The sequence below is a fragment of the Skermanella sp. TT6 genome, from assembly GCF_016653635.2.
GTDB classification, from domain to species: domain Bacteria; phylum Pseudomonadota; class Alphaproteobacteria; order Azospirillales; family Azospirillaceae; genus Skermanella; species Skermanella cutis.
This window is the reverse complement of sequence record NZ_CP067420.1, coordinates 3781422-3798790: the sequence shown is the minus strand read 5'-3', so window position 1 is coordinate 3798790 and position 17369 is coordinate 3781422. Positions and strand designations below refer to the sequence as shown.

The following is a 17369-nucleotide window of genomic DNA, read 5'->3' as shown; positions in this document are numbered from 1 at the left end:
TCAGGTTGAACCGCTCCGGTCCTCGCAGCCGGCCGTTCCACTCGCCGCGCTGTGTTGCGCCATGGGCGCAACCTACGGCTCGATGCAGGTCGGAGGTGATGCGGGCCGACGATCGTAGGTTGCGCCCATGGCGCAACGCATCGGATCGGCTGTCTCGGGCGGATCGACCTGATCGGGTACAGCCCTGGGGGGGCGCCTATCCGGCCGGAGACTGCTCCCGGCAGCCCTCGAAGATGTCTTCCATGATCCGGCGCAGATCGTAGCGCTGGCTCCAGCCGGGGTAGTCGCGGCGGAAGGCGCGGATGTCGCTGATCCACCAGATATGGTCGCCGATCCTGTTGTCGTCGCTGTAGGCGATGTCCATCGGCCGGCCGGTCAGCTCCTCGCAGAGGCGGATGGCTTCCAGCATGGAGCAGTTGGAGTGGCGGCCGCCGCCCATGTTGTAGACGGCGCCGGGGCGCGGCGCCTCGAACACCTGCCAGAACGCCGATACCAGGTCGTGCGAGTGGATGTTGTCGCGCACCTGCTTGCCCTTGTAGCCGAACACCGTGTAGGGCTTGCCGGCGACGGCGCATTTCATCAGGTATGACAGGAAACCGTGGAGTTCCGCCCCGGAATGGCCGGGGCCCGTCAGGCAGCCGCCGCGGAACACGGCGGTGCGCATGCCGAAATAGCGGCCGTATTCCTGCACCAGCACGTCGGCCGCGACCTTGGAGGCGCCGAACAGGCTGTGAAGGGTATGGTCGATGCTCATGGTTTCCGGGATGCCGTGCTCGGCCCAGGGATGGTCCGGCGACAGTTCCCAGCGGGTCTCCAGCTCGACCAGCGGCAGCGCGTTGGGCGTGTCGCCGTAGACCTTGTTGGTGCTGGTGAAGATGAAGACGGCGTCGCCGCAGGATTTCCGCGTCGCCTCCAGCAGATTCAGCGTGCCGTTGGCGTTGGTGGTGAAGTCGGTCACAGGCTCGCGCGCGGCCCAGTCGTGGGACGGCTGGGCCGCGGTGTGGACCACCGCCGCGATGTCCGCGCCGTACCGTTCGAAGATCGCCTCGATCGCGGCGGCGTCCCGGATATCGACGGCATGGTGGCGGTAGGCCGGGATATCGCGGGCCAGTCGCTCCAGGCTCCACCGCGTGCTCGCCCCGTCGCCGAAGAAATAGCGCCGCATGTCGTTGTCGATGCCGACGACGTCCAGCCCCTTGGCGTGGAAATAGCGGGACGCTTCCGCGCCGATCAGGCCGGCCGACCCGGTCACGATGACGATCGCCATGGCCGCGTTTCCTTCCGAGGAGGTTATGCCGAAAGCAGGAGGCCGAAAGTAAGGGGCGTTAGGTTAAGCGCCGGTTAGCGCGTGCCCGGACTCCCGGCGGCGCCGGTCCTCCCGGACGCCGTCCAGCAGGCCGACCAGCCTGTCGCCCATCGCGCCGAGATGGTAGCCGTCGAGCACGGCCGCATAGGCGCGGTCGGCCATGGCGCGGCGCAGGTCGCCGTCCAGGATCAGGGTTCCCATCCGCCGCATGTAGCCGGGGAGGTCGGATGCCAGCATCCCGCTCTCCCCGTCGCGGAGGATGTGCGCGGCCTCGCCGACCGGGGTGCCGAGCACGGCCACCCTCATGGCCATGTACTCGAACATCTTGGTCGGGCTCTTGCAGTGATTGAACGGGTTGTCGGCCAGGGGCAGCAGGCCGATGTCGCACCGGGCCAGCAGGCCGGGCGCCTCGGCCGGGGCGATGCGCTCCCGGAAGACCAGGTTCGGCAGGTCGCCCAGCCGGGCGGCCAGGGTCGCCTTGAACTCCGGCCAGAAGTCTCCGAACCCGATGATGGTCAGCCGGGCGAGGTCGCGGATCGATGGCGGCAGCGCGGCGAAGGCTTCGACCGCCATCGTCACGTCGGCGACGATCTGCGGCCCCCAGATGTCGCCCAGCCAGATCAGTTCGACGGGATCGCCGGGGCCGCGTCCGGCCGCGTCGCGCAGGGCGACGTCGAAGACCGACAGGTCCGTTCCGGTCGGGACCAGTTCGCACCGCTCGTTGAACTGGCCGATGATCTCGACCAGGCGACGGCTGGCGCAGACGCACAGGTCGGAACTCCGGGCCATCTCGGCGGTCGCCGGGACCGGCCCGATGCTGGGCATGAACCGCGTCATCCCCGGCATGAAGGGCGAGCGGAAATCGAAATCGTCATAGTCCAGGACGACGGGGTTGCCGTTGGCTCCCGCGGCCAGCGCCACCGCGAGGCTATGGTAAGACACCTTCTGCATGTACAGGATGGCGGTCGGGTTGAGCTTGAGGATGTCGGCCCCGAGGGCGGCCAGCCGCAGCTTTTCCTGCTCGTCCATGCGGTAGGCGCCGGACCCCTGGCCGGAGGCGCCCAGGTGATCGAAGAAGGACAGCACTTCGGCATTCAGGCCCCGTTCCCTGCACGCCTTGGCGAAGCTGTAGGCGCGGATCCGGCTGGGGGCCAGGGTATAGCCGTCGGCCGCGACGAAGATGACGTCGGCCCGGCGGAACGCCTTGATCTGCGCCTGGGAAAAGCTGACTTCCTGCACGTCGGGCCACCCACGGTCGGTCTATGAGGATAGTCCAAGCTTTCGGGTAATCGGTTAAGATGACATTAGCCGAACCGCCTAATTCAGGCTTGACCTGAACGGGGAGTTGCGGCTTCCTGGGGCGATCGAATTACCTCCGGTGGAGAAATGCGTATTCTGGTGACGGGCGGGGCCGGGTTCGTCGGATCGAACCTTGCCACCTTCTTCAAGCGCGACATGCCGGACGCCGATGTCGTGGCGCTCGACAATCTGCGGCGCCGGGGCAGCGAACTGGCGCTGCCCCGGCTGAAGGCGGCGGGGGTGGAGTTCAGGCACGGCGACGTCCGCAATCCCGAAGACCTCGCGGAGATCGGCGATTTCGACCTGATGCTGGAATGTTCGGCAGAGCCGTCGGTCCATGCGGGCTACGGCGCTTCCCCGGCCTATGTCGTCAACACCAACCTCGTCGGCACGGTCAACTGCCTGGAGGCGGTGCGCCGGTGCGGTGCCGCGCTGGTCTTCCTGTCCACCAGCAGGGTCTATCCGATCGCCGGGCTCCGGGGCCTGCCGCTGAGGATGGTGGACAAGCGCCTGGAGCCGGTCGAGGGCGCGGCGGGGCCGGGCTGGTCGGCGGCCGGGATCACCACGGCCTTCCCCATGGCCGGCAGCCGGTCGATCTACGGGGCGACCAAGCTGGCGTCCGAGCTCCTGATCGAGGAATACGGGGCGATGTACGGGACGCGCGCGGTGGTAAACCGGTGCGGCGTGCTGACCGGCCCGTGGCAGATGGGCAAGGTGGACCAGGGCTTCGTCGTGCTGTGGGCGGCCCGGCACCTGTTCGGCGGATCGCTGGCCTATATGGGGTTCGGCGGGACCGGGGTGCAGGTGCGGGACATCCTGCATGTCGCCGACCTGTACGATCTGGTCCGGCTTCAGGTGGACCGGATCGGCGAGCATGCCGGCCGGACCTACAATGTCGGGGGCGGGGCGGGAGTGAGCGTCTCGCTGGCGGAACTGACGGACTTGTGCGTGCGCCGCTGCCAGCGCGTCGTCGAGATCGGCCGCGATCCGGAAACCCGCGCCGCCGACATTCCGTACTACGTGACGGACAATGCCGAGGTGACCGCCGCTTCCGGCTGGAAGCCGACGCGCGGAGTGGAAACGATCGTCGGCGACATCTTCGCCTGGCTGGAAGCCCACGGCGCCGAGGTCCAGCCGATCCTGCGCTGATCCTCCCTGCGCATTAGAGGTGCATTTAACGCTTCTTTATCCATTGCCTCCTACTTTTGGTCGATCCGGCATAGCGACCCATTGCCGCAGGAGGAGAAGCCCCCATGAAGGTTCTTTTCAGCAATCCGCCCTGGTGGCTGGAGCAGGCCACCGTCAGCCAGAACGGGACTTCCCGCGACATCTGCCTCGCGGGCATCCGCGCCGGGTCGCGCTGGCCGCACACGATCCATACCTATTCGACGCCGGACAATTTCGTCTTCGGCGGCTACCTGCCGTATCCGTTCTTCATGGGCTACGCCACCACCTATGCCGCGCGGGCGACCGGGGTGGAGGTGGCGATGCGCGACAGCCTGGCGCTGCGCGAGAGCTATGCCAGCTATTTCAATCATCTGCGCGAAGCCAGGTACGACTATATCTTCATCGAATCGGCGTCGCCGAGCTGGGACCATGACGGCAAGATCATCTTCGCGATCAAGAAGGTCGTCCCGGAAGCCAGGATCGTGGTGACCGGCCCGATCTCCTCCAAGGGCAAGGAGATCATGGAGAATTTCCCGGTCCACGCGGTGATCAAGGGCGAGTACGAGAAGGGATCGGTCCGGGTTTTGGAAGGGGAGGAGGGCGTGATCGAGCACGACCTGCTGACCCTGGAGGAGATGAACAACGCCCCGTTCCCCTACTACGACTCCGTGATCGCGCACCGCTACTGGGACGACAATCCGCGCGGCCAGACCGCTCCCCACGCCCAGGTCTGGTCGAGCCGGGGATGCCCCTTCAAGTGCATCTTCTGCGTCTGGCCGGCGACCATGACCGGCAACGACCCGGACGGCACGGCCAAGCGGTCGGTCCGCCACTACTCGCCCGACTACATGGAAGCCTTCCTGTCCGAGTTGGTCGGCCGGTACGGCTACAGCTCGATCTATTTCGACGACGATACCTTCAACATCGGCAACGCCCACGTGCTGAAGATGTCGGAGGTGATGTCCCGGGTCGGCCTGCCCTGGTCGGCCATGTGCCGGGCAGACACCTCGCGCATGGAAAGCTGGAAGGTGATGCGGGATTCCGGCTGCTACGGGGTGAAGCTGGGGTTCGAGTCCGGCAACCAGTGGGTCGTGGACAATATCGTCAACAAGCACCTGGACCTGGAATACGCCACCAAGGTGGTCCACGAGATCAAGCGCCTGGGCATGACCTGCCACGGCACCTTCACCTACGGCCTGCCCGGCGAGACCAAGGAGCAGATGCTGGATACCAAGCGGTTCCTCGCCTCCCTGCCGCTCGATACCTGGCAGGAATCCGGCTGCGCCGCGATCGAGGGCACGCCCCTGTCCAACCTGGAGGAGGAAAAGGTCCAGAAGGTCTTCCCCGGAGCGGTCGCCGACGACAATTACGTGGTCGAGGCGGACGGCGCCAAGAAATGGCGCGAGCTGGCGTTCAGCCTGGCGAACTCCTGACCCGGAGGGGCGGAAGCGCGGAGCGGGCTCTGCGGGAATGGGTGTCAGCGACCTCGAGTCGCTTTCGCCCGGCGGCCGTTTCCGCTAGGAATGCGCCTCCCTTCCGGTTTCCAGGCCCTCGTCACCCGCCATGCCAAACGGCCCTCTAGCGCTCTACCGTTCCCGCCGGGGTACCGGCACCCTGAAGGCCGATGCTGCGCAGGAATATGCGGCCCAGAGGCTGCAATCCCTGTTCCAGGGCCTGAAGGACTATAAGCCCGCCATGGGCAAGGTCGGCTGGCGCGCCCGGTTCGGGCTGACGCGCCGGCCCGACCCCGCTCCGCAGGGGCTGTACATCTATGGCGACGTCGGCCGCGGCAAGTCGATGCTGATGGACCTGTTCTTCGAGACGGCGCCGGTGGAGCGGAAGCGCCGGGTCCATTTCCACGCCTTCATGATCGAGGTCCATGACCGCATGCACCGGCAGCGCCAGGCCTCGAAGGAGGAGGGCAACTCCGGCGGCAAGAGCGTGGACGAGACGATCCCCGACTTGGCGAAGGCGCTCGCCGACGAGGCGTGGCTGCTGTGCTTCGACGAGTTCCACGTCACCGACATCGCCGACGCCATGATCCTGGGGCGGCTGTTCACGGCGCTGTTCGACCTGGGCGTCGTGGTCGTGGCGACGTCGAACTGGCCGCCCGACGACCTCTACAAGGACGGGCTGCAGCGCGACCTGTTCCTGCCGTTCATCCGGCTTCTCAAGGAGAAGGTGGACATCGTCGAGCTGACGGGCCCCACCGACTACCGGCGGGATCGGTTCAAAGGCGCCAAGGTCTATTACTGCCCCCAGGGCCCTGCCACCGACCGGGCGCTGTCGGAGTTGTTCGACAGCCTGACCGAGGGCGCCGTGGCGTCCCACTGCAGCCTGACCGCCCAGGGCCGCAAGGTGGACGTCCCGAAGGCGGCCAAGGGCGTCGCCTTCTTCAGCTTCCACGAATTGTGCGCCCGGCCGCTCGGGTCGGCCGACTACCTCGCGATCGCGACCCATTTCCACACCGTCATCATCGACCGGGTGCCGAAGATGAAGGAGGCGCAGCGGAACGAGGCCAAGCGCTTCATGACGCTGATCGACGCCCTGTACGAGCACAAGGTGAAGACCATCATCGCCGCCGCCGGCCCGCCGGAAAGCCTGTACGACGAGGGCACCCACGCCTTCGAGTTCCAGCGCACCGTCAGCCGCCTGATGGAGATGCAGGCGGAGGATTACCTGGCGCTGGATCACCTGACCTGAGCGGCCGGGACGGGCGACGCCGGCCCCGGCCGCCAGACGCTCCGTCCAGGGGTCAGCCGGCCTCCGCCACCCACAGCGAGACGGACGGAACGGTCCGGCCGGGCGGCGTGCCGCTCGCCTGGGTGACTGGACCGAAATCGAGCGTGTAGAGATTGTGGTACGGGTCGACGGCGAGGCGTGCCGCCGGAATCCCGGTCACCGTCACGACCGGGTCCGTGGATGTGGCGGTCGCTCCGAACGGATAGACCGCGATCCCATAGTTCGCGACCTCGTCGTAGGTGCCCGTGCAACTGGAGACAAAGATGAAGCCGCCCTGGGCGTCTCCGACCACCGCGATGTCGAAGTAGTGGGCGCCGGGCGGCAACTCCAGGGTGGCCGAGGTGGTGCCTGGCGCGCCGCCGTTGAACATCTGGCTGGGCTGGCCCGTGATCGAGAAGGCCTGGAGCCTCGGCGTGGTGGTCGTCGAACTGCCCAGTTCCAGGACGAAGATGATGCCGTCGGAACTGACCGTGACCGCAAGCGGGTTCGCCAGCAGGCCGACGCGCAGGACTCCGTCGTCGCCCGTGGCATGTCCGGCGTTCAGCCGGGCCACCGGGGCGTCTGCCTGGGTCGTGCCGGCCGAGGCCGGTGCAGGCAGGATGAAGAGGTTGCCGTTGGTGCTGTTGACGGCGACGACATGCCCGCTGGGATGGATCGCGGCATCGGCGATGTTGCCGCTCAGCGCCTGGATCTCGGCTCCGGCGGCGGGCACCCGCCCCCAGCTTGGCGGCGTGGCGTTGCCCGGCGACGGCAGCGAGGCGAAGGCGTTCTGATCCCCCAAGGCCCCTACTTGGCGCGCGTGGTAGCCGGGAGCATCCTCCTCGTCCGCCCCCAGCGGGGTGGCGTCGATCACATAGCCCGGAGCGCTACCGGCCTGGGGGCCGGTTCCCGTCGGCCCCGCGATCGTCGAGCCCATGGTGCTGAGCCCGTTGGCCGGGAGTTGCAGCGTGACGGTATCCTGGGTCGCGTCGGACAGCAGGGCGAAGGCGATGATCTGGCCCGATACGGTCGACCCCCGCTCGTCCGTCAGCCCGGTCCCGGCCGATCGCCACCCCAGGGTCAAGCAGTGACTGGCGGCATTCAGTTCCAGCGCCAGAAGCTGGCTGATATCGCCCGCGTCGTATCCCGAACTCGGGTTGAAGGTGGCGCCCAGCGCCGCGACCGTGTCGTTCCACTGGTAACCCGGGTCCGTATAGCAAAGCCGAGACTGAAACGAATAGGTCAGGCTCGACGTGATCGGGACCGGCAGGTCCGTCAGCGTTACGGAGAGGGACGAGTTCGCCGTCAGGTTGGCCGGCAGCAGTTGGTACGCCGTCGTGGTGCCCATCGCGGAGGTCCAACTCGTCAGGGACGGCGCCACGGGCAGCAGCTTGACCAGGAAGCAGACGGTCGAGCCGTCGGCCAGGATGTTCGACAGTGTGACCGATACGGTATTGTCATCCTGGGTCAGGTCGATGTCGGGGAAGGTCCAGGTCTGGAACTGCCTGTTGGCGTTCGCCCCGGCCGATGGCCCGTCATACTGGCCGATGACCTGAAGCGTCCAGGTCGCTCCGTCGGGGCAGAACGGCACCGGGTCCGGGACCGTCACGGTCAGCGCAAGGCTTCCCGAGTAGGTTGCCGACGTGACGATCTCCTGCTGTGCCGAGCCGATGGAGGTGATGGTCGCACAGAGGGCGGCCAAGTCCGAGACCACGGCCAGCGCCGCCAGCCCCCACCCGACGAACGGGATCGCCTCCAGCAGTTCCTCGCCCGTGATCTCCTCTCCCAGCCATGTGGCGATCGCGGCGAAGGCGTCCGAAGTCCCGACGGCCAGCTCGCTTGCGAAGGACTCCGCCAGGCTTTCGACCGTATCGGCGTCGAGGCTCAGGTCGCCGTCCACCAGTTCGGGCAACTGCTCCTTGACGAAGTCGATCAGGGACTCCGACATCGACTCCACGTTTAACTCGATGGTCTCTTCTCCGATTTCCTCTACCGCCGCGGCGAGGAAGATCGCCGGGATCATCAGGTTGAAGATGGCCGTCATGGCGGCCCCGCCGATGAAGGCCGTGGCGTTCGTGAAGGTCCCGGCCATGCCCAGGCTGTCCGTGTAGATCGCCGCTCCGATGGCGTCGGTGCCCAGTGCAACCGACGCGACCTGCATCATTCCCGGTTCGTCCGTGTCGGCGAAGCCCAGGGTCGAATCGCAGGGCGGGCACAGCGCCACGGTGGACGACGGCCAGACCGATGCGCCGAGGCTTCCGTCGGCATTGACCGGCAGGATGTCCAGCCCGAGCCAGCGCAGCATCGTGTTGGAGAACGACACCGACAGCGTCAAGACGCCGTCGACGACCGACAAGACCGGCGTCACCGTCACGCCGTCCATCGGACCCATCGGCGACACGATCGTGGAGGAGCCGGCGGAGGTGGTGGAGTCCGCGAGGGTGGCGCCGCCGGCGAAATCCTCCACCGCGCCGGTCGATGCCGATGCGGTGGCGTTGCTGACCGCGGCCGCATAGTTGATGGTGTAGAGCGAACCATTGAGAGCGGTCGAGTTCTGGGCTGCCAGGGTCAGCGCCTGGACGGCCGCCGTGGCGGCGTCCATGACCGACGGATTGCCGCCGCTGCTCGACGTGTCCCAGACATTCGGCACGCTCGGCGTGACCGGCGTCGCGGAGGACGAGAACTGGACGGCGGTTCCGTCCAGCCATTGATCGTCCTCGCTCAACGCGGAGAACGACACGACCAGGGTGTTCAGGGCGGTGAGCACCGTGGGATCGGTCTCGAGCGCCTGGACGGCTGCGTATGCTGAGATCTGGGCCTCGTCCGCGTCGGAGCCGCCATCGGACGGGATAGCGACCATGTCGGGATGATGGCAGAGATAGGTCCACAGGGTCGTCAGGTAATCGATCCGGACGTTGGCGTCCCGGCGGGTGATCAGCGCCGTGCGGCGGATCGTCCACGCGCCGCTCTCCGCGTCGAAGAATCCGACCGTCGCACGCCGGGCCACCCTGCGGGCCGGCGGCCGGTCGATCGGAGTCGGCGTGTAATGGGACAGGCGGTCGATGCCGGCTCCCCATTCCGGTTCCGCGGCGAGCAGGGCGGCGCGCGATTCGGCGGTATGGGGAACCAGGGCATGGAACATTCCGCCATAGGATACCGCGTAACGGCGGTCGGCCGGCAGATCCGTCAGGTCGGCGTGAAACTGGATGGTCGTCATGATCTGATCACTCCTGCAAGGGGTGTGACGCTTCCGGACCGTTGGAGTGCGATGCCGGCCGCTGGAGGGGAGGGGATGGAAGGAACGATGAACTATTCGGTCTGCGGCGACGGTGACTCGCAGGTCGGCGCGCTCTGATTGCCGCAGCCGGATCCTGTACAAAGGGCCGAACTGCTGGGTATATCCAGGGAGGTGCAGTTGAAGTTGGGGTTGCCGGAAAGGTTGAGGACCGTCAGCGCGCCCTGGCCGTCGTCATAGAGCGCCGCGACCGACCCGATGCTGGTCAGCTGGTTGAACGACAGGTTGACCGAGGCGAGGCTCCAGGGGGACCCGGCGGCGAGGTTCAGCGACTGCAACTGGTTGGTGGAGAGATCCAGGGAAACGAGGTTGAACTGGAAGAGGAGCGAGATGCCCTCGATCTGGTTGCCCGACAGGTTCAGCATGGTCAGGGCATCCAGGCCGGTCAGGGTGACCTGGGTGATCTGGTTGTCCGACGCGCTCAGCGTCAGAAGCGTCGGCGGAAGGTCGGACGCCTCGATGCTCGTCAGCCGATTGCCATCGATGTTCAGGGTCGTCAGCGACGTCAGGGCCGACAGATCCGGAATCCCGGTGATGTGATTGTCGCTCACGTTCAGGGCGGAGAGGTTCGTGAAGGCGGCGAGTCCGTCCAGGGACGCGATGCCCATTCCGGGACAATCGATGCTCTGGGTCGCCGCGACCTGTGCCTGGGTCAGTTGGGTTCCCGGCGCCAGGCCGTTCGCCTTGTCCAGGCAGGCGAGCAGGTTCTCGTCGGTCACCGTGACCGTTCCGCTTGAGGAGCAGGTCAGCGGAGACACCGACGGCATGTTGCAGCCGGAGCGCGACCAGGGAACGCTGGTGCCGATCAGCCACCCCGTCGATGTCGCCGCTCCGCAGGGGCTGGCACCTCCGTTGGGACAGGTACCCGCGATGCCGGACGTGTCGTTGGGAAGCTGCGTCAAGCCGTAGGTCGTCAGGCCGTAACTGTTGTACCCATCCTGAACATACCCGCAGGTATATTCGCCCACCTCGCCGGCGACGGGGCAGCAGGTGGTCAGCGTTTGCTGGCCGATCTGGTAGCTCGCCTGCGGGAGCAGGAGGGCATTCGTCAGGTCGACCGAGTTGGGGGCGGTCCCGGACGTCAGGAAGATGGCCTGGGACAAGTCGGCACCGCCCATCATGGCGCAGGTGAAGTTCGTCAACTGGGAGTCGTTGGCGTAGGTGTTCGCGGAAATGGCGGCCGTGCCGAAACTCGCGTTGCTCAGGTCGGAGTTCAGGAAGTTCGTGCCGGCGATCGTCGCGGCGGAGAAGGAGGCGCCGACCAGGGATGAATTGCCGAGGCCGGCGCCCACCAGAAGGGCGCTGTCGAAGCTGGCGCCCGCGAAATCATTGTCGTCGAACTGGACATAATCCAGGCAGGCGGAGTTGAAGTTCGGCGCCGGGCCGAAGTCGGTTCCCTGCACGGACGCGACGACGACGTCGTTGGACAGCACGACCGAGGCGAAATTCACGCCGGTGGTGCCGTCGGACGGCGCGAAACTGGCATAATCCAGGTTGGTGCCCAGGAAAGCGGTTCCCTCGAAGGGCGTTGGCGGCGTCGTCTGGTTCGAACCGTCCCACGGGGCGCCGCCGCCGACGCCTGTGCATGGACCCTGGGCCGAGGACGCCGACGTCAGCTTGCCGGCCGGTTTCTCCCGACCTTGCCGCTCGGCGCTCCGGTGGTCGGCAGCCGCCGGGGGACGGCGCTTGCGACGGTCCCGCTTCGAGAAGGTGTTCTGCGCAGCGCCGGCGCCTGTGGTGGAGCCGGAAGCGGTGCAGGTGGCGGTCGTGCCGGCGTCGGGGGCCACTATGATGTTGGCGTTCTCGAATGTGGACTGAGAGTCGAAGGTCGCCCCGGCGAAGAAGGCGTTCTGGATCACCGTCTCGGAGAAATCGGTGCCGGTCGCGGTCATTCCGGCCAGGTTGACGTTGCAGAGTTCGAGGCCCTGGAAGGTCACGCCGTCGACGATCGTGTTGGTCAGGTCCACCATGCTCGGCATGGCCGCCGTGGTCAGGTCGAGGGTTTTGAGGGTGGCGCCCGTCAGGCTGAGTTGCTGCTGTCCCGCCGCCCAGGAAACATTGCCCATGAGGGTCTGCGACAGGGTCACGTCGCTCAGGTCCGGCGGAAGGATGCTGTTCGACAGGTCGGCGCCGGTCAGGTTGGCGCCTGTCAGGGTGAAGGACGACAGGTCGACCGAGTTCAGCACCACGTTCGAAAGATTGGCGGATGCGAGCGAGTTACCGGCTATCCCTTGCAGATAGCCGAGAGGTGCCGACGGCTGGCCGGGGTCCATGAGCGTCGCACCGGTCAGGTTCGTGCCTTCGAGGGTGGCGCCGGTCAGCGTGTAGCCGTAGAGAGCCAGTCCCGACAGGTCGGCGCCGGTGAAATTGACGTTCGTGAGATCGACCGGCAGCTTCGTGTTCGTCGCACTCGTCAAGGTGGTGTTGCTCAGGTTGGCTCCGGTCAGCGTGGCCTGGGAAAGATCGAGCCCCGACAGGTCGGCGCCGGTGAAGTCGACGTTCGTGAGCTTGGTCGGGAGCTTCGTGTTCGTCGTACTCGCCAAGTTGGTGTTGCTCAGGTTGGCTCCGGTCAGATCGGCCTTGGAAAGGTCGAGCCCGGTCAGAACGGCACCGCTCAGGTTGACGTTCGCAAGCTCGGCTGGAAGCGTCACCTGGGTCAGATCGACACCGCTGAGATCGACGCCCGAGTACGTCGACGACAGGATGTTGGTGCTCAGGTCCATGGCGCCGAGAATGGCATTGCTCAAGTTGGCGCCGCTGAGGTCCTGGCTCGCGAGATTGGCTCCGGTCAGGTTCACGCCGGTCAGTTGGGCCTTGCCGATCGCGGGCTCGCAGGGTACGCCCGTGCAGGACAGATCCGCCTGGCTGAGCGTGGCGCCGGAGATGGTGAAGGGTATTCCCTGGCTCGGCAGGTCGAGGATCGCTCCGAGGTCCAGGCCGGCGAGGTCGGCGTCATCGAACTTGGCTGAAATGACCGCCCCGCCCCTGAGTTGATTCAGATAGCTCAGGAAGCTGCCGAGCGATGTCTGATCCAGCGTCGATCCGGAAAAGTCCACGAGATCGACATCGGACTTCATCACGGCCGAGCCGACCTCGTTGTAGATGAAATTCTGGAAAGTCGAATTGGAAAAGCTGATCGTCTTCGGAGAGAAGTTAGCCGCTTGATAGGGAGCGCTGCATGAACTTACACCAGAAGCGGTATTGTAGGAATTGAGAGTGAGATTGGTGACGGTAGAGTATTGTATATTCAGGCACAGGGCCGAGAGGCTCGCCGGCTCCCCATTGTTCAGAGGCGCTATTTCGATGTTTGAAACATCGCTCTGATAGATCGATACCGTGGCTTGGGGATTGGCCGAGAATGTGATCGTGCTCAGGGATCCGGTAGCGCCGGTATTCTCCATGAAAACCCGGTCCAGGGTCACGAAGGCCGGTTGCTGCTCGCCGGCTGCCGCCGTCAGCGCCAACTGCACGGAGGGACCGATGAAGGACTGGGCCAGCACGATGTTCGACGACGTGACCGTGAATGTGCCCGTGTCGAACTCCTCGGCGAGCATCACGGGCCCGACGAGCGGGTTGGTCAGAGCATCCTGGCCGTTCGCGCACCCGTTCAGTTGGATCTGGTCCAGGATGGGTGTCGTGCAGCAGTACAGCGGTATGGTCAGCTTCGTCAGCAAGTCCTCGGCGCTATAGACGGAGCCGTCGGTCACGCACTGCACGCCGGTGATGCCTTCCCCCAAGCCTCCGCAGAAGTTCGCGGTGCTGGGATAGATGGCGAATTGGGGTGTGCTGCTATTGCAAGCCGGGTTCGTGGCCGCCGCGCCGGCGTGTGAGATGCCGGCTGCCGGCATGAACAGGCAAGACGCTATCCAGACGATCAGGTGGCGCATCGACGACGATCTTTCGGCAACCCTGCTGCCTTGACACGCGTCCGCAAGGGCATGGCAGGGGCTGCGCGCCCGGGAGGGAGCGGCCGGGCACGGGGACAAGCGTGTGGTGAGGCGGGACTTGCCGCGGCGTCACGTCCCCAGAGTGCCGGGGCGTTGTTCGGCGCTGTCGTAGAGGTTCGGCATGTCCGCTAGATCATGGCTCGGCTGTCAGGAGTTCACGCTCGGACGCGTGTCATGAAAGCTTGTCCCGCCCGGAGCGGCCGAGAGCGAGAAGTGTCGCCGCGTCTTGCTGATTGGGGTCAAATTCACTGACCAGTGAATCTAGAGCAATCATCTGTCTTCCTTAGTATGCTACAGATTTAGCGAAATCAGCAGATGTCCTAGAAGACTGCTATACCCGGCCAGCCATTGAGTCCATATGAGGACGACGTTTCTATGTACTTAGCTATGTTGATTATCAGAGTACTGTGAGAAGGAGCATATCACTGCATGATTTCTCGTGCGGAGATATGTTTTTGCCGCGATGCACTGCACGTTTTGATCTGCGCATGCGCCATTGCCGGCTGTTCCCGACGCAGCCGGTCGGAGATTCCGACGGGCGACTCGAAAGTACGGAGTATGACCGCGACTCCGTCTTCCAGTCACTGGCTGCGATCGACCGTCTGCGTCGTGGTCGGGCGCTCCATCAGCGGCTGGATCACCGGCGCCAGGGACTTCAGCAGCTGCGATGGCAGGGCGCTGGTGAATTTGTAGCGGGCGGCTTCCGGCCCGGCGACGTGGGCGGTGATGGTGCCGAAGAAGCGGTCGCCGATGAAGAAGACGAAGGTCGCGGTGCGGGCCATCACCCGGTCGGCGTAGCGGTGGTCGCCGGTGCCGGTCTTGCCGCCGATGGGGAGCACCTGGCCGTCCGGGGCGGCGAAGGCGCCGCGCACGCGGCGCGCCGTGCCGTTCTCCACCACGTCCTGCAGGGCGCGCCGGACGGTCGCCGTGATCTCCGGCGCCAGCACCCGCTCGCCAGGCTTCTGGTCGAAGCCGAGAACCGCCTCGTAAGGCGTTCCGGTCGCGAAATGAAGGCGCTCCACCCGAAGCGTCGGCACCCGGATGCCGTCGGACACGATGATTCCCATCAGGTCGGCTAGCGCGCCGGGACGGTCGGCGGAGCTGCCGATCGCGGTCGCGTAGGAGGGGGTCAGGCTGTCGAACGGATAGCCCAGCCGCTTCCAGGACTTGTGGATGCGCTGGAACGCCTCGGCTTCGAGAAGGATGCGGATGCGGGTGTCCTGAGCCTGCTTGCGGCTGGTCTTGAACAGCCAGGCATAGGTCTCCTGCCGCTCGTCGGCGCTGGCCTGGAGCACCTCGCTGCGCTTCGCCTCGGGATGGTGCTGGAGATGCTCCACCAGCCAGAGCTGGAGCGGGTGGACCCCGGTGATGTAGCCCCGGTCGGCCAGGATCCACTTGTCCTTGGCGTACTTGTCGAACAGCCGTTCCAACACCTGGTCGGTCAGCTCGCTCTTGGGCAGGCGGTCGCGCATGAAGCGGGTGAATTCCGCGAGGCTGGCCTTGGGACGCACCGACAGGAAGGCGGTCGCGAGGCGGTGCGGAACCGGCCGGACCCGCGTCGCGAGGAGCGCCAGCGCCTCGTCCGGCGTCTTGCCGCGGTAGTCCGTATAGAACCGGTTGAGGAAATGGCTGCCCTCCTTGTCGGCGAACTGCTCCAGGTAGGCCTGGCGCGCCGGGTTGGACGGATCGGTCAGGATCGTCCCGCCGGCTTCCTCGGCGCCCTCGGCGACATAGTACTGGACGATGTCCCGCATCATGCGGATGAAGGGCAGGTTGATGGAGCTGCGGAGCGACTCGGTCACGGTCGGGATCGAGCCGTTGTCCTTGTCGTCGAAATTGACGAAGCTGTGGACGCCGCCGCCGGTGAAGAACCGTTCGCCGGGGCTGGCGGAATAGCGCCGCTCCATGGCGGCCGCCAGCAGGGTGGCGAGGCTGCGGTCGGCAGCGTCGGACAGGTATGTGGAGACCCAGCGCGTCAGGTTGTCGGTCGCGTCCAGGGATACCGAGCGGAGCTGCTGGCGGGGCAGGTGGCCGTAGCGGCCATGCAGTTCCGAAATGATCTCCAGATAGGTGATCAGCGTGCGCAGCTTGGCGGTCGAGCCCAGGTCGAGCTTGGCGCCCTCGTTGATGTCGAGCGGCCGGTCCAGGTTGTCGGCCTGGATGCGGACATAGTTGGCGTTGGGGCCGCGCTCGTACAGCATGACGCTGTAGATCACCTTGTGCAGGTCGTTCTTGCCGGCATCCAGGAGGCGGAAGCCAGCCATCCCCAGCGTCTCGATGAAGCCGGGCTCGTTCAGCTTGGACAGCACCTCGACCATGCGCTGCTGGGTCGGGCCGTCCAGGCTGGTTTCCGCCGTCAGGTCGTAGCGGTCGAGCTGGTACAGGCTGGGGACGTTCAGCATGCCGAGCAGCCGGGTCCGGATCGCGTTCGCCGCCTTCTGTTCCACGAACGAAACGGGCGGCGGAAGGGGTGCGTCGTTCCGGAAGCGCAACTTGATATCGAGCGCCGCGTCGCGCAGGTCCTCGGAGATCGTCCCCTGGGATGCCAACAGCCGCAGATGGCTGTCGGCCAGCTCGTTCAGGGAAGCGCGGTCCGCGATCAGGTAATGGGTCGGCCGGCGCTGGGCCAGCAGCAGGCTCAGCACCTGCTTGTAGATCTCCGCCTGGCGGAGCCGTTCCAGGCCGTTGCGGGGCGTCTGCTTCAGGATCGCGTTGGCGTCCTTGAAGTCGGTGCCGTACCAGGCCCACAGGCCGTCGCCCAGCCCGTTGACCTCGCCGAAGCCGAGGCGGGCGGTCAGCGGCGTGGAATTCAGGTAATCGACGACGATGCGCCGGCGGGCGAAGGTGGTGTCCTGGCCGTCCAGATAGGCCCGCACGCTGGCCGAGACCATCTGGCGCAGCTTCTCGGTCGCCCCCGAGGTCTGGCCATCGGGCGAGTGGCGGTACTTCTCGATCTGGGTCGCCAGGGTGCTGCCGCCGGGAATGCGCATGCCGGGATTGAGCCACTGGGCCGGCAGCCCCAGGATGGCGAGGGCGAAGCGGTCCCACTCGACCGCGGGGTTCCGCTTGGGGTAGGTCGGGTCGAGCAGTTCCCGGTTCTCGATGAAGAGCAGGGTGCCGACCACCAGGGGCGGCACGGAGTCGAAATCGTCGTAGACCCGCTCGGGATAGCGGGCCGTGTAGAGGATCGACCCGTTGCGGTCCTTGAGGGTCAGGCCGGCGCGGGTCTTCTCCCGGAAGACCGCGAAGCCGCCGTACTCGACGAAGTCGGCCAGTTCGGGCGAGGTCCGCGCCTGCTGCTCGATCCGGAAGCCGTTGCCGGTGAGCGCCTCGATGGACTTCGGGATCGCGGTATAGCCGAGCCGCTCGTTGTAGGGACCCTGGGTCGGATACTTGACCAGGGTGCTGGCGCCCGGCTCGACCTGGTAGGTGAGCCTCTCGCCGTACTTGGTCAGAACCCCCGCCTGCAACCAGGAGGTCCGCATCTCCTGGTAGCCGACCCAACCGGTGCCCGTGGCTGCGGCGACAAGCACTCCACAGATCAGCCAGCGCTCCCAACCGAAGCGACGCATCAAGACATGCCTTCCCGAAACGATATTGGCACCGGCCCGAAACGATCGCCGGATCGGCTTTA

At 66.1% G+C, this 17369-nt stretch carries 8 protein-coding genes; 3 read left to right on the top strand and 5 right to left on the bottom strand.

From position 1 onward, the window contains the following. Positions 1-196: 196 nt before the first annotated feature. Together IGS68_RS17830 and IGS68_RS17825 are read right to left on the bottom strand one after the other, a co-directional pair. Positions 197-1267 (bottom strand): NAD-dependent epimerase/dehydratase family protein, encoded by a 1071-nt coding sequence (locus IGS68_RS17830; RefSeq protein WP_201072156.1) that lies wholly within the window; start codon positions 1265-1267, stop codon positions 197-199. Between the two features lie 63 nt (positions 1268-1330). Next, on the bottom strand, positions 1331-2545 hold the full coding sequence (locus IGS68_RS17825; RefSeq protein WP_201072154.1) for a glycosyltransferase: 1215 nt from the start codon (positions 2543-2545) through the stop codon (positions 1331-1333). Between the two features lie 147 nt (positions 2546-2692). Here IGS68_RS17825 and IGS68_RS17820 point away from each other — a divergent pair, with 147 nt between their 5' ends. The 3 genes from IGS68_RS17820 to zapE all read left to right on the top strand — a co-directional run bounded on the left by IGS68_RS17820 (position 2693) and on the right by zapE (position 6475). Further along, the gene (locus IGS68_RS17820) at positions 2693-3754 is read left to right on the top strand and encodes an NAD-dependent epimerase/dehydratase family protein (protein ID WP_201072151.1); all 1062 of its coding nucleotides are present in this window, start codon (positions 2693-2695) and stop codon (positions 3752-3754) included. 104 nt (positions 3755-3858) lie between these two features. Further along, positions 3859-5205, top strand: coding sequence for a B12-binding domain-containing radical SAM protein (locus IGS68_RS17815; RefSeq protein ID WP_201072142.1), 1347 nt, complete (start codon positions 3859-3861; stop codon positions 5203-5205). A gap of 130 nt (positions 5206-5335) precedes the next feature. Further along, entirely contained in the window at positions 5336-6475 is a 1140-nt protein-coding gene (zapE, locus tag IGS68_RS17810; RefSeq protein ID WP_201072132.1) for a cell division protein ZapE, read from the top strand. A gap of 52 nt (positions 6476-6527) precedes the next feature. On the opposite strand, the gene IGS68_RS17805 is transcribed toward zapE, so the two are convergent. The 3 genes from IGS68_RS17805 to IGS68_RS17795 all read right to left on the bottom strand — a co-directional run bounded on the left by IGS68_RS17805 (position 6528) and on the right by IGS68_RS17795 (position 17307). Continuing rightward, positions 6528-9710, bottom strand: coding sequence for a hypothetical protein (locus IGS68_RS17805; RefSeq protein ID WP_201072130.1), 3183 nt, complete (start codon positions 9708-9710; stop codon positions 6528-6530). 92 nt (positions 9711-9802) lie between these two features. Beyond that, positions 9803-13495, bottom strand: coding sequence for a pentapeptide repeat-containing protein (locus IGS68_RS17800; protein ID WP_201072126.1), 3693 nt, complete (start codon positions 13493-13495; stop codon positions 9803-9805). Positions 13496-14316: 821 nt separating this feature from the next. After that, entirely contained in the window at positions 14317-17307 is a 2991-nt protein-coding gene (locus IGS68_RS17795) for a transglycosylase domain-containing protein (protein WP_201072111.1), read from the bottom strand. Between the last annotated feature and the right edge of the window lie 62 nt (positions 17308-17369).